Raw genomic sequence first — 13,041 nt, forward strand, 5'->3', positions numbered from 1 at the left:
TCTTCCGCTAGGGCGCCTGCATCTTACGCGCGGCCGCCGTTTCTCCCGCCGGCATGGCGCGCTCGCGCAGTCGCTTGCGGTGCCGCTCCACCGGTTCGTCGATGAAGCGGGTCAACAGCAGGCTCAGCCCGCAGCAGGTGATGACGGTCAGCATCGCGATCCAGAAACTGGTCTCGCTCCGGTTCGGCGCGGTGACGCCGAAGACCTGCGTCGCCCAGACCGTCGCCACGATCCAGTGCAGCACGTAGGTGTGGTAGCTGAAGTCGCCGATCCACTTGTCGGCGGCCTTCATCGCCGGACGCCTGATGTTGGACAGGCACAGGACCAGCGCGGCGCATAGGGCGAAGTTCAGGTAATACCCCAGCAGGGCGACGTCGAAGTTCACGTGCCAGCGCGCGACCCGGATGCCATAGGCCAGGCCCACGAACCCGGCGAACAACCCGACCGCGAGCGGCAGCGCCGCGTCGTCCAGGGGCCGGGACAATCGTTCGCGATGGTGAAAGATCAGCGCCCCGATCGAAAAGGGCAGCGCCCCCGCGAAGACGTTGAAGTACCAGTACTGCTTGTCGAGCCCGAGCATTACCACGCCCACGTGCCACGCCAGCGCGAGGACGAACCACAACCAGGTGATCCGGCGGCTCCGCGACAGGCCGAACGCGATCAGCGCATAATAGAAGACCTCGACCGAGATGGCCCAGGTGGCAGGCGAGATGCGTGGGGCGATGTCCTGCGGGAAGGGGCTGAGATAGAACAGTAACAGGTTCTGGAGAAAGGTCCCGACCTCGTCCGGTATCCCCATGTGCGGATTGTAGGCCCTTACCGCGTCGGGGCCGATCCAGGCGATGCAGAGAAGGGTTAGCGCCAGCGCCCCCCAGTAGGAAGGCAGAAGGCGAAGCGCCCGGTTCATCGCGAAGTTTCGCATCCCGCCGGCAGAGTAGCCGTAGCTCTTCTGCATCACGAGCGTCATCAGGAAGCCTGACAGGATGAAGAACCCGCCGACCGCGTGGTTGCCGAAGGGCACGAGAACGCGGACGTGGTGAAAGACGACCGCGAAGGCGAGAAGAGTGCGAAAGGTTCCGAACATCCGCTCCGTCCCGTTGTGCAACTATAGGTTGTTAGATCCAACCCATGATCGCGTAAAGCGGCTAGCGGTGTCTCGGCAAAGACATGCAAGGGGGATGCGCGCGACCGTCCGCGCCTGTCGCTAGACGGTGATTGCAGCAGCAGCATAACGCACGAGGCGCAGGACGATCACGGCACGGGCCAAGCGTTCATCCGGAGATTGGTATGTCTGGAGAAATGGTGCTGCCGGAGAGATTTGAACTCTCGACCTCTCCCTTACCAAGGGAGTGCTCTACCCCTGAGCTACGGCAGCCCGTTTGCGTGGCGGGTGAATAGACGGATGAAACATGGGGTGCAAGCGGGAATCCGTGTCTTCCGCGCCGCGATTTTCGGTGTGCAGGTGGCCGCGCATGGACCCGTTGCCGGGGCGTGCCGGCGTTCTGGACGCGTTGCGCGCCGTAGGGTACAGGATCGGTATGGCAGAGAAGCCTTCCGATCCCACGCGAAAGACGCCAAAAGAGCGCGAGAACGAGCGCGATGCGCGGCTGAAGAAAGCGCTGCGGGCGAACCTTGCCCGCCGAAAGGCGCAGGCCCGCGCGCGCAAGGGGCGGCAGGACGAGCAGGACTGAGAAGGCAGGCACACCCATGGATTCGATAATCGTTCGCGGCAATGGCGAGCTCAACGGAGAGATTCCCATCGCGGGCGCCAAGAATGCCTGCCTCACGCTGATGCCGGCGACCCTGCTCAGCGACGAGCCCCTCACGCTGACGAACGCGCCGCGCCTGTCGGACATCGCCACGATGACCGAGCTTCTGCGCTCGTTCGGGGCCGAGGTCTCGGCGCTTCAGGGCGGGCGGGTGCTGGCGCTCAGTTCGCACGACCTGAACAAGCTGACGGCCGAGTACGACATCGTCCGCAAGATGCGCGCCTCCATCCTCGTGCTCGGGCCGCTTCTCGCGCGGTTCGGCGAGGCGAAGGTCTCGCTTCCCGGCGGGTGCGCGATCGGGGCCCGTCCAGTGGACCTGCACCTGCGCGGCCTCGAGGCGATGGGCGCCGAGATGGACCTGCGCGACGGTTACGTCCACGCCAAGGCTCCGGGCGGGCTGAGCGGCGGTTTCGTCGAGTTTCCGCTGGTCTCAGTCGGCGCGACCGAGAACGTGCTGATGGCCGCGACGCTGGCCAAGGGGACGACCGTTCTGAAGAACGCCGCGCGCGAGCCCGAGATCGTCGATCTCGCCCAGTGCCTGCGCCGGATGGGTGCGCAGATCGAGGGCGAGGGCACATCCGAGATCACCGTGCAGGGCGTCGACACGCTGTCCGGGGCCACGCATCCGGTCGTGCCCGACCGGATCGAACTGGGCACCTACATGCTGGCGCCCGCGATCTGCGGCGGCACGGTCGAATGTCTGGGCGGCCGGATAGATCTGGTGGGGGCCTTCTGTGAACGGCTCGAAGCTGCCGGCGTCTCGGTCGAAGAGACCGATCGCGGCGTCCGCGTGTCGCGCAAGAACGGCCGGATCCGGGCCGTCGATGTCGAGACAGAGCCCTATCCTGGCTTCCCCACCGACCTTCAGGCGCAGATGATGGCGTTGATGTGCACGGCCGAGGGGACAAGCGTGCTGGAAGAACGTATCTTCGAGAACCGTTTCATGCACGCCCCCGAACTCATTCGGATGGGCGCGCGAATCGATGTTTCCGGCGGCACCGCCACCGTGCATGGTGTCGAGAAGCTGAAGGGCGCGCCGGTCATGGCGACCGACCTGCGGGCGAGCATCTCGCTGATCCTCGCCGGTCTCGCGGCCGAGGGCGAGACGACGGTGAACCGCGTCTACCACCTTGACCGCGGTTACGAGCGCGTCGAAGAAAAGCTGCGGGCCTGCGGTGCGGATATCGAACGGATCCACGCATGAGCGATGCACGTTTCGAAGATGGCGGAGAGGCCCCGCTGCGGCTGGCGGCGTTCGATGACGAGGATATCGCCGTCATCTCGGCGCTGGTGCAGGACGCGGTTTTCCCGATCACCGAAGTCGCCTGGCAGAAGACCGACCGGCGCTTCGCGATCCTGCTGAACCGATTCCGCTGGGAGGATGCCGGCGCCGCCGAGAGCCGTGGCCGGGACTTCGAGCGGGTGCAATCTGTTCTGACCATCGAGAATGTCCGAAACGTGCAATCCGACGGCATCGACCAGCAGGATCGGGACCAGGTGATGTCGCTTCTGTCGATCTCTTGGATCGATGGCGACTCCCCGTCGGGCCGCGTCCTGCTGACGTTGGCAGGTGATGGCGCCATCGCGGTCGATGTGGAAGCCGCCGAACTGATGCTGCGCGACGTGACCCGGCCCTACCGCGCGCCCTCGGGCCAGGCGCCCCGCCACGACGACTGACCCGGCAAGCTCCGTCGCGGATGCTTGAGGCAGCGCTGCACCGCGGCTATGTCGTTTGACGGACGCAGGAGACGACGATGCCCCATTTCCTTTCGACTCAGGACGCAGATTTCGACGAGGGCTTCGCGCGGCTCCTGGCGATGAAGCGCGAAGACAGCCCCGACGTGGACGAGGCGGTCGGCCGCATCATCGCCGATGTCCGCACCCGGGGCGACGACGCCGTCATCGACCTGACCCGGCGGTTCGACCGGCTGACGCTGACGCCGGACACGCTGGCCTTTACCGAGGACGAGATCGACGAAGAGATCGCCAGGGTCCCGGACGCCGACCGCGCTGCGCTGGAACGCGCCGCCGAACGGATCCGGGCCTATCACGCGCGCCAGATGCCAGAGGACGCCGAATGGGTCGACCCCGAGGGCGCCACGCTGGGCTGGCGGTGGACGCCCGTGCGGGCGGCGGGGCTCTACGTTCCCGGCGGGCTGGCGTCGTATCCCTCGTCGCTGCTGATGAACGCGATTCCGGCCCAGGTGGCGGGAGTCGAGCGGCTGGTGGTGACGGCGCCCACGCCCGACGGTAAGGCGAACCCTCTCGTCCTGCTGGCCGCGCGCCTGTCCGGCGTCGAGACTGTCTTTCGCGTCGGCGGGGCGCAGGCGATTGCCGCGCTCGCCTATGGCACCGCGACGATCCCGGCGGTCGACAAGATCACAGGTCCGGGAAATGCCTATGTCGCGGCGGCAAAGCGCCGCGTGTTCGGGCGCGTCGGTATCGACATGATCGCGGGGCCGTCCGAGATCCTGGTGATCGCGGACGGTGACAACGATCCCGACTGGATCGCGCTGGATCTTCTCAGCCAAGCCGAGCACGACGAGAGCGCCCAGGCGATCCTCATCACCACCGACGACGGCCTCGCGAACGACGTGGCGCGGGCGGTCGAGGCCCGGCTGAAGACGCTGGAGCGGCGCGAGATCGCCGGGGCGAGCTGGCGCGATTTCGGTGCGATCGTCACCGTCAACAACCTGGGCGAGGCGGCCGAGCTGGCCGACATGATCGCGCCCGAGCACTTGGAACTATGCGTCGCCACGCCGGAGGCGCTGGCCGACAACATCAGCCACGCGGGCGCGATGTTCCTCGGGAAGTGGACTCCGGAGGCGATCGGCGACTATGTCGGTGGCCCGAACCACGTCCTGCCCACGGCCCGCTCGGCGCGCTTCTCGTCCGGGCTGAGCGTCATGGATTTCCTCAAGCGCACCACGATCGCCACCATGACGCCCGGCGCGCTCAAGGCGATCGGCCCCTCGGCCGAGCGGCTGGCGCGGTCCGAGAGCCTCGAGGCGCACGGGCTGAGCGTCCGGGCGCGCCTGGATCGGCTGAACGAGCAATGAGCCGGATCGTCCATATCGACATCGAGGATGGCGGCTTGCCGCCGCCGGCGCCGGAGATCGAGCAGGAGCGGCGCGTCGCGCTCTTCGACCTGCTGGAAGAGAACAGCTTCGAGCTGCCGCCGCTCGACGGCGCCGCCGCGCCCCCCGGTCCGTTCCGCCTGACGCTCGCGATCCGGGACAAGCGGCTGGTGTTCGACGTGGCCGACGCGGCAGGGACGCGTGTGCGCGAGTTCCAGTTGTCGCTCGGCCCGTTCCGCCAGGCGACCAAGGACTACTTCCAGATCTGCGAAAGCTACTTCGACGCGGTCAAGACGCTGCCCCCGGCCCAGATCGAGACGATCGATATGGCCCGGCGCGGCATCCATACCGAGGGTGGGCGGATCGTCCAGGAGCGTCTGGACGGCAAGGCCGAGGTCGATCTCGACACGGCCCGGCGGCTGTTCACCCTGATCTGCGTTCTCTCTGCCGACGGGTAGCGCGATGGACCCTTTCCCGGACTCGGTGCTGTTCTGCTGCGACCACAATTCGGTCCGGTCGCCGATGGCCGAGGGCCTGATGAAGCGGATGTACGGCCATGCCGCCTACGTCCAGTCGGCCGGCGTGCGCAGCGACCGCGAGATCGACGGCTTCGCCATCGCCGTCTGCCGCGAAATCGGGATCGAGTTGGAGCGCCACCGCACCCGCAGCTTCGACGAGATGGAGGAATGGGGCGACGACCTGGCCGGGTTCGGGCTGGTCGTGGCGTTGTCGCCCGCATCGCAGCGGCGGGCGCTCGAGCTGACGCGCACGCGGGACCCCGAGGTCGTCTACTGGCCCGTCCTCGATCCGGTAGGGCTGGACGATGGGCGCGAGGCGATCCTGCAACGCTACCGTATCGCGCGGGATCAGATCCGCGACCGCCTGATCGCGCGGTTCGGCCCGCCGCATGCCAATCCGAACGAGACCGGAGGGGACGAGCGATGAGCCTGAGATTCGAGACGCTGACCGGCGCGGAGGTCGAGCGGGCGTTGGACGACCTCGCGCGGTTGCGGATCGACGTGTTCCGCGACTGGCCGTACCTCTATGACGGGGATCTCGGCTATGAGCGGGAGTACATGGCGACCTACCAGAACGCGCGCGACGCGATCCTCGTGGGCGCCTTCGATGGCGACCGGTTGGTCGGCGCAGCCACGGGCACGCCGATGGAGGATCACGCGGACGACTTCGCGAAGCCGCTTGAGGTGACCGGGCTGGACGTCGGGTCGGTGTTCTACTGCGCTGAAAGCGTCCTGCTGCCCGCCTACCGGGGGCAGGGCGCCGGTCGCGCCTTCTTCGAGGCACGCGAGGAGCACGCCCGCGCGCTGGGACGGACTCATTCTATGTTCTGCGCGGTGATTCGCCCCGAGAATCATCCGCAGCGCCCCACCGACTACGTGCCCCTCGACGATTTCTGGCGGCGGCGCGGCTATGCCCCGGTCGATGGAGCGGTCGCCACCTTCGCGTGGCGGGACGTCGGCGACGCGCAGGAAACCGACAAACCGCTTCAAGTTTGGTTGAAGCGCCTCTGACTGCCAATTCGCTTGCTTAAAAGGCTTGAAAAACGCGCCTTTTGGGCGCATCTAACGGGACGCCCGCCTGAACTAGGCGGGCCCCATTTGCACGGAGTGACCATGGCCAAGGAAGAACTGCTCGAATTTCCCGGCGTCGTGAAGGAACTCCTGCCGAACGCGACATTCCGGGTCGAGCTGGAGAACGGCCATGAGATTATCGCGCACACGGCAGGAAAGATGCGCAAGAACCGCATCCGCGTTCTGGCTGGCGACAAGGTGCAGGTCGAGATGACCCCCTACGACCTGACCAAGGGACGCATCAACTATCGCTTCAAGTAAGGCCATCATGCGCCTGATTCTCGGCTCGGGCTCGCCCCGACGGCTTGAGCTTCTGGCGCAGCTCGGCCTGACCCCGGACGACGTCCGCGCCCCCGATATCGACGAATCCCCCTCCAAGGGTGAGCTGCCGCGCCGCTACTGCATCCGCATGGCGCGCGAAAAGCTGGACGCGGTCCCCGCGGCCGCGGACGAGGTCGTGCTGTGCGCGGACACGACCGTGGCACTGGGGCGCCGCATCCTGGGCAAGCCCGCCGACGCGGGCGAGGCCGCAGCCTTCCTCTACAAGCTGTCCGGGCGGCGCCATAGCGTCGTCACCGCCGTGGCGGTGCGCGCCGGCGGCCAGGTCTGGCAGCGCGACGTCGTCAGCGCCGTCAGGATGAAGCAGCTCTCCGATGCCGAGGTGAACGGCTATCTCGCCAGCGGCGACTGGCAGGGCAAGGCGGGCGGCTATGGAATCCAGGGCCCTGCGGCTGCGTTCGTGCCGTGGATCTCGGGCTCTCATTCCGCGATCGTCGGGCTGCCGCTGGCCGAAACGTCCCAGCTTCTCGGCGCCGCCGGCTATGACGTGACGGGGGCGGCGGCGTGAAGGGACGGCAGATCGTTCTGGACGAGATCGACGGCCGACCCGCGGCGGCGCTGCTGGTGGACGGCGTACTCGACGATCTCCTGATCGCCCCCTCCGACGACCGGCCCGTGCCGGGTGCGATCTACCGCGCCGTGGCGCAGCGTCCGATGAAGGGGCAGGGCGGCCTGACGGTCGATCTCGGCCATGCCACCGGTTTCCTGCGGCAGATCAAGGGCATCGCGCCGGGCGAGCGGTTCCTGGTGCAGGTCACCGGACACGCCGAGGCCGGAAAGGCCGTGCCCGTGACGCCCAAGATCCTCTTCAAGAGCCGCTACGCCATCGTCACCCCCGGCGCGCCCGGCATCAACGTTTCGCGCTCGATCCACGACGAGGAGCGCCGCGTCGAACTGCGCTCGCTGGCCACGGATGTCGCCGATCTGCCCGAGGGCGCCGGACTGATCCTGCGCTCGGCCGCCGAGACGGCCGACGACGACGAGATCGCCGACGATATCGCCGCCATGCAGGACATCGCGGCCAAGGTCATGGGCTCGCCCGACGACGGGGCCGAGCTGCTGCTGGACGGGCCCGATCCCCATGCCATCTCCTGGCGGGACTGGGATGCCGACAGTGTCTTGGCCGAGCCGGGCGCGTTCGAGCGGACCGGTGTCGCCGAGTGGATCGATCGTCTGACCTCGCCCGAGGTGCGCCTCTCCGGCGGCGCGAGCGCCTTCATCGAGCCGACGCGGGCGCTCGTGGCGGTGGACGTGAATACCGGCGGCGACACCAGCCAGTCGGCGGGGATGAAGGCCAACCTTGCCCTCGTCCGCGCCCTGCCGGCGCAACTGCGCTGCCGCGGGCTTGGCGGGCAGATCGTGCTCGACCTGGCGCCGATGCCCAAGAAAGAGCGGCGCAACCTCGAGAACGCGCTGCGGGCGGCGTTCCGCGCCTGCCCTGTCGAGACGGTCCCGCTTGGCTGGACTCCGCTCGGCCATTTCGAACTTCAGCGCAAGCGCGAGCGACTCCCGCTGTCCGAGACCCTGACGGAGCCCCGATGACCTGCCCGATCTGTGCCAAGGACGCCGATCCGAAATACCGCCCCTTCTGCTCCCGCCGCTGCGCGGACATCGACCTCGGGAAATGGCTCTCGGGCGCCTATTCCGTTCCGGCGGGCGAAGACGAGGAGTGGAACGAGGATAGCGTGCCGCCCGAAGGCAAACCGCACTGAATTTTTGCCCCCGCGGCTCTGGACACCCAATCCCTTGGGTCTTAGAAGGTCGCAACCCGACGGGGCGCCAGCCCACGTCACCCGTGCCCGGGTAGCTCAGGGGTAGAGCAGTGGATTGAAAATCCTCGTGTCGGTGGTTCGATTCCGCCCCCGGGCACCAGTTCTCTCAGGTAACCCTTTGTTTTTCTTCAGCTTCAACACGAGCTGAGCAAAGGCGTAGACCATGCTGGAGACCAAGACTGCCGCTTTCACATTTGTAAAGCAGGGCATCTATTACTTCTCACGACGCGTTCCGAACGATCTGAGACACCACTACACGACATCGCGGGTCATGTTCTCGTTGCGCACCAAGTCCGTTGCTGTCGCGGCATCCAGGGCGACACGTGCTGCGCAAAAGCTCGATGAGCATTGGTATCACCTGCGCATCCAAGAGGTTGATCTGCCGGGTAGGCACCTGCTGCGCTCGACGTTCGGCCAAGGTGCCGCGTCCGCCGCTGAGAGTGTACAACACGCTGAAGACGCCGTGACACTAAGCGAAGCAGTTTCGATCTACTTGCGTCTCAAAGGCAAGAACCGACCTGACACCTTTCACCGCGCCGCTGAGCGATCCTGTGGCTATGTTATCGACGCTTGTGGCAACAAGGATATCACAGCCTATAAAAGGGCTGACGCAAACGCCCTTCGCGACGCGCTGGTCGCCAGAGGTTTAGCCGGGAGCAGCATCACGCGGGTCATCGGGACGGTACGCTCAGTTATGAACTTTGCCGCTTCTGAGATCGGGATATCCCTTCAGAACCCATTCTCCGGGGTCTACTACGACAGGAGGGCGGGTGTCGCCGACCGGCAACCGCTCCCTCTCGATGTCATTCGCACCCTGCAGACCAAGTGCCGCTCGCGTGATGATGAGGCTCGCTGGCTCATCGCCTTGGTGTCGGATACCGGGATGCGTCTGGCAGAAGCGGCCGGCCTGTTGATCGACGATATCAAGCTCGATGCCACCATTCCTCATGTCGTCCTTGAGCAGCACCCGTGGCGCCGGCTCAAGACTGATGGCAGCCGTCGTCTGGTCCCGCTCGTAGGCAGTTCGCTCTGGGCCGCACAGAGGATCGTCGAGGAGAGCCGTAGTGACCGGTTCGCTTTCCCTCGATACAATAGGGGCGAGACAACCAACGCAAACTCAGCCAGTGCCGCACTCAACAAATGGGTAAAAGGAGACGTGCCGAACGGTTGCACCATGCACAGTTTTCGCCACTCCATGCGGGATCGGTTGCGAGCGGTCGAGTGCCCCTCTGACATCGTCGACCAGATCGGCGGCTGGCAGACTGAAGGCGTGGGCCACGGTTACGGCAACGGATATCCGCTCCAAGTTCTGGCGAAATGGCTGGAAGCGGCAACATAACGAGCGAGCATGGTCTACGCCTTTGCTCAGCTCGTGTTGAAGCTGAAGAAAAACAAAGGGTTACCTGAGAGAACTGGTGCCCGGGGGCTGTTGTTGTCCCCGGTTCTATTCCCGTTACAGGCACCCTCTCGGGTGTTTCTTTCAGCAAGACAAGGGTTAAGAGGATCGACCACCCGGCGTCAACAGGCACCGGATGGTCTACGGTTTGGTCTACGGTCGCCGGTTCAGGCCGCCTCTCTTGGCACGCGCTGCCTTTCGGCTTTCCGCGCGAAGGCGTCGGCAACGTTTTGCTCCAGTAGCGTAGGTTGCCGGTCCAGCAAACAGACCATGCCTTCTTCGGCAGTTCCCCATTTGCGCAGCTCGGGCAGGTAGCGCCTGGCTAGGTCACTTGCGCTGCCGCTATCAGAGGCGAACTCGTCCCAGATGTCATCCTGGGTGAGGTCATAGCCTTCGGGTGCATGGAAGAAGGCCTCCTCGCCCATCTTGAACAGGCCGTCCTCAGCAAGGCTCGGTGCGACAGTGTGCAAGACCCAGGACTTGAAGGCCTGGACAGGCCGCGCATCGCTCAAGAGAATGAGCTTGTAGAGGCCGCTCTCTGAGATGAGCTGGAACTCCCGGTTCTCGCCCTGCCCAAGTTCGAGTGGGCGCCGGGACCATTCATCGAGGTCGAGCATCTCCTCGTGATCAAAGTCCTTCGGCAACTCCAATAGCTTTCGAAGCTGATCGGTGAGTATGAACCAAGCCCCATCGCGATCATCCTTGACGGTCGGGATCCAGATGGGCAGCGGGCAGAAGGTGTTGATGTTCAGTGTGACGTTGGCGGTCATGATGGTTTCTTTCCAGTTGTCGGATTGTGCCGCAGTGGCGGTCTGCTGGCTCATGCAATGGTGTCCCCTAATGCCTTCGCATGGGGTGGGGCCGTCAAAGCGATGGGGGGAAGTCGAGCGGACGCACTATTGAAAAGGCGCTCGGACATGTGACCCCCAAAACCTCCAGAGGGTCTCAGACGATGAACGTCGCCTCGGGGTCAGGGATGAAGGGGGAAGCCGGTGATGCCTGGGTGATGCCCTTGGCCTGGCGGCGCCCCTTGATGGTTTGCCTGGAGACCATGACCTCGTCGAAGTCGCGTTTGGCCAACTCCCGCTTGAAACGTGGGTCCTTGGCGACGCGTTTGTTGAAGTCCTTCAGAGACATCCCGATCGCCTCTGCTACCTCCGCGAAGACGATCTCGTCACCGCCCCCCTCGTGAGTCCACCGGTCGATCACGTCCAAAGCCTTGCGGATGGACCCCGACAGTTTGGTCGCCTTTGTAGGGCGCCACGGCTCGACCCGGCACCCAGGGAACAACTCAGGGAGGCGATCCTCGAGGCCTGTTGCTTTGGCTGCGATGATCCAGGCTCGACAAGGTGGGCATGTCCCCTCTGCCTGCATTCCGCGCACAGAAGCACGGCACAGGGCCTGCAAGACGTCGTTCTGCAGCTCCCCGCTCTCCATAGACAAGCAGGTCTTCTCGCAGACCGTTTCGGTGGTGGATGTTCCTGCGCAGAGCCGGGCACGGGTCTCGTAGACCTCAGGCGGCAGGAACAGCAGGCTCGCGAGGATCACGTTCGGAACATGTGCGAAGGCGTTCGTCCCATGGTGGTGGCCCCAGGTGAGGAAGTTGAGTTGGTCGGAGAGGCCATCTGGAAGATATGCCTCGAGCCGATCCCTGAGGTACGTCAGCTCCTTGTGATGGAAGATCAGCCACTCCTCGTCAGGTCGGGTCATGACCGCTTCGGCGATCCCTTGGATGAGGACCTCCTCCTTGTCCCGCCAATGCGATGCCTTGCTGCTTCCCTTGGCCCATAGGCTGATCTTGAGGTTGCTGTAGTCCTTCACGGCTGACGGCAGCCGCACTAGGCTTTGGCGCTCACTTTCCATCAGGGCATAGGTCTCCCGACAGCGCCCCGACGCGTCGAGGATCATCATAGGGGCGAGGTCGTCGGGCAGCGTGTCTCGGTAGTCGAGCAGCTTGATCTCACCGAGGTTGTTCCGGTGGACGGGAAGGCTGTCGCCAACAGCATGACAAAGACGCTCAAGCCGTTTCTTGTCGACCAGGGACGTGGTCTCGGCGTTACCGACCCTCTGGACTTCCGCGATCCCGACCTGACCGCCCATCTCCTCAAGGCTGGGCACGTCGAGAATGTCCCCATGGGCTGCAAGCTTCAGTTCGTCCTGAAGGTTCTCCAACGCGGAACACAGCTCGGGCGCAGAGCGGCGGAAGTATCCTAACAGGCCCCCAAGATCATCTGACGAAAGCAAGCCCTCAGTGCCCGGCAGGAAGCTTTCATCCCAGATGCGAACTTCGCGTGGTCGTCCCAGGTAGTGGAAGGCAGTGGTCGCCTTGAAACTGTTGCCCTGGCACACCGCCTCCAACTTCTGCTGTGTGGTGAGCAAGACCCGAGCTTCGCTGACAGGAGTGCTAGACTTGGCGTTGACCTCCTCATCCCCAGTCCAGATCGCGACCTCGTCCTGGCACGCCTCGAGGGCAACCCACATCCTGTCGACCTCCTCCAGGCGAGAGACACAGACTAGGACGGCGACCTCTTCATGATTGGAAGAACTAAGCAGGGTCTTGATGAAGTGCTTGACCAGGAGGGTCTTGCCAGTCCCTGGATCCAAGCTCGAGAGGTGAAACCGAGGCAGCGACTCACCCTCGGCCATCTGCTCGAGTGCTTCCGCAACAGCGTGTAGTCCCCTCCAAGTCGTCGAGGAGGAGGGGCAACCATGGTCCTCCAACTCCTGCTGAAGTGATCGCATGGCCACAGTAGCAAGGCAGTTATGGTTCGGGGGGTGAAAACCTATAGGGGTCTCTACAGGAAACTGCCCCCTCAACGAGGTCGACGAGACAGGACGACCCACGAATAACGACGCTGTGGTGTGATACATGGTGATGGGTCCTCATTGCTGGTTCGACGCCACCGCGAGAGCAGGACGCAAGAGGTCCACTCCGCCAAGGGCGACGCAGAGTTGTGCAATGGTGGCACCCAACCTCTCGAGCGTTCGCTCAGCCGGTGCGTACATCTTCCCCGGCAGACCCACCGCTGCGCCGAAGCATCTCCCACAGCTGGCCGTTATCAAGAAGAAGCTCCAACAGGCTGGCGCGGATCTCCTCGC

At 64.9% G+C, this 13,041-nt stretch carries 15 protein-coding genes and 2 tRNA genes; 13 read left to right on the forward strand and 4 right to left on the reverse strand.

What is annotated here, in order from left to right:
- Positions 1-7: 7 nt before the first annotated feature.
- Both BMZ25_RS05080 and BMZ25_RS05085 read right to left on the reverse strand, forming a co-directional pair.
- Positions 8-1,084 (reverse strand): acyltransferase family protein, encoded by a 1,077-nt coding sequence (locus BMZ25_RS05080; RefSeq protein WP_092689376.1) that lies wholly within the window; start codon positions 1,082-1,084, stop codon positions 8-10.
- 216 nt (positions 1,085-1,300) lie between these two features.
- Positions 1,301-1,375 (reverse strand) — tRNA-Thr (locus BMZ25_RS05085).
- 163 nt (positions 1,376-1,538) lie between these two features.
- Between BMZ25_RS05085 and BMZ25_RS20730 the strand changes: the two genes are divergently transcribed.
- The 13 genes from BMZ25_RS20730 (at position 1,539) to BMZ25_RS05145 (ending at position 9,885) form a co-directional block, all read left to right on the forward strand.
- Complete coding sequence (locus BMZ25_RS20730) at positions 1,539-1,691, forward strand: hypothetical protein (RefSeq protein WP_177190387.1); 153 nt, start codon at positions 1,539-1,541, stop codon at positions 1,689-1,691.
- 16 nt (positions 1,692-1,707) lie between these two features.
- Complete coding sequence (gene murA / locus BMZ25_RS05090; RefSeq protein WP_092689379.1) at positions 1,708-2,973, forward strand: UDP-N-acetylglucosamine 1-carboxyvinyltransferase; 1,266 nt, start codon at positions 1,708-1,710, stop codon at positions 2,971-2,973.
- A complete protein-coding gene (locus BMZ25_RS05095; protein ID WP_092689381.1) occupies positions 2,970-3,446 on the forward strand; it encodes a DUF2948 family protein in 477 nt (158 codons plus the stop codon). Before murA ends, BMZ25_RS05095 begins: the two co-directional genes overlap by 4 nt.
- A gap of 77 nt (positions 3,447-3,523) precedes the next feature.
- Entirely contained in the window at positions 3,524-4,828 is a 1,305-nt protein-coding gene (gene hisD, locus BMZ25_RS05100; protein WP_092689384.1) for a histidinol dehydrogenase, read from the forward strand.
- Positions 4,825-5,304, forward strand: coding sequence for a UPF0262 family protein (locus BMZ25_RS05105; protein ID WP_092689387.1), 480 nt, complete (start codon positions 4,825-4,827; stop codon positions 5,302-5,304). Before hisD ends, BMZ25_RS05105 begins: the two co-directional genes overlap by 4 nt.
- A 4-nt stretch (positions 5,305-5,308) precedes the next feature.
- Positions 5,309-5,791, forward strand: a complete 483-nt coding sequence (locus tag BMZ25_RS05110; RefSeq protein ID WP_092689390.1) for an arsenate-mycothiol transferase ArsC — start codon at positions 5,309-5,311, stop codon at positions 5,789-5,791.
- On the forward strand, positions 5,788-6,375 hold the full coding sequence (locus BMZ25_RS05115; protein WP_092689392.1) for a GNAT family N-acetyltransferase: 588 nt from the start codon (positions 5,788-5,790) through the stop codon (positions 6,373-6,375). Before BMZ25_RS05110 ends, BMZ25_RS05115 begins: the two co-directional genes overlap by 4 nt.
- 102 nt (positions 6,376-6,477) lie before the next feature.
- On the forward strand, positions 6,478-6,696 hold the full coding sequence (infA, locus tag BMZ25_RS05120) for a translation initiation factor IF-1 (protein WP_007205486.1): 219 nt from the start codon (positions 6,478-6,480) through the stop codon (positions 6,694-6,696).
- 7 nt (positions 6,697-6,703) lie between these two features.
- The gene (locus tag BMZ25_RS05125) at positions 6,704-7,282 is read left to right on the forward strand and encodes a Maf family protein (protein WP_092689395.1); all 579 of its coding nucleotides are present in this window, start codon (positions 6,704-6,706) and stop codon (positions 7,280-7,282) included.
- On the forward strand, positions 7,279-8,316 hold the full coding sequence (locus BMZ25_RS05130) for a ribonuclease E/G (RefSeq protein ID WP_092689398.1): 1,038 nt from the start codon (positions 7,279-7,281) through the stop codon (positions 8,314-8,316). Before BMZ25_RS05125 ends, BMZ25_RS05130 begins: the two co-directional genes overlap by 4 nt.
- Positions 8,313-8,486 (forward strand): DNA gyrase inhibitor YacG, encoded by a 174-nt coding sequence (locus tag BMZ25_RS05135; RefSeq protein WP_092689401.1) that lies wholly within the window; start codon positions 8,313-8,315, stop codon positions 8,484-8,486. Before BMZ25_RS05130 ends, BMZ25_RS05135 begins: the two co-directional genes overlap by 4 nt.
- An 85-nt stretch (positions 8,487-8,571) precedes the next feature.
- Positions 8,572-8,646: transfer RNA gene (locus BMZ25_RS05140), tRNA-Phe, on the forward strand.
- Between the two features lie 63 nt (positions 8,647-8,709).
- Positions 8,710-9,885 carry a DUF6538 domain-containing protein gene (locus BMZ25_RS05145; RefSeq protein ID WP_092689404.1) on the forward strand — a complete coding sequence of 392 codons (1,176 nt, stop codon included), beginning with the start codon at positions 8,710-8,712 and terminating at the stop codon, positions 9,883-9,885.
- 224 nt (positions 9,886-10,109) lie between these two features.
- Here BMZ25_RS05145 and BMZ25_RS05150 read toward each other — a convergent pair whose 3' ends face one another.
- Positions 10,110-10,766 carry a BRO-N domain-containing protein gene (locus tag BMZ25_RS05150; protein ID WP_092689410.1) on the reverse strand — a complete coding sequence of 219 codons (657 nt, stop codon included), beginning with the start codon at positions 10,764-10,766 and terminating at the stop codon, positions 10,110-10,112.
- A 121-nt stretch (positions 10,767-10,887) separates the two neighbouring features.
- Entirely contained in the window at positions 10,888-12,588 is a 1,701-nt protein-coding gene (locus BMZ25_RS05155) for a hypothetical protein (protein ID WP_092689417.1), read from the reverse strand.
- Positions 12,589-13,041: the final 453 nt, after the last annotated feature.

Source organism: Tranquillimonas rosea (assembly GCF_900111315.1).
Classification (GTDB): domain Bacteria; phylum Pseudomonadota; class Alphaproteobacteria; order Rhodobacterales; family Rhodobacteraceae; genus Tranquillimonas; species Tranquillimonas rosea.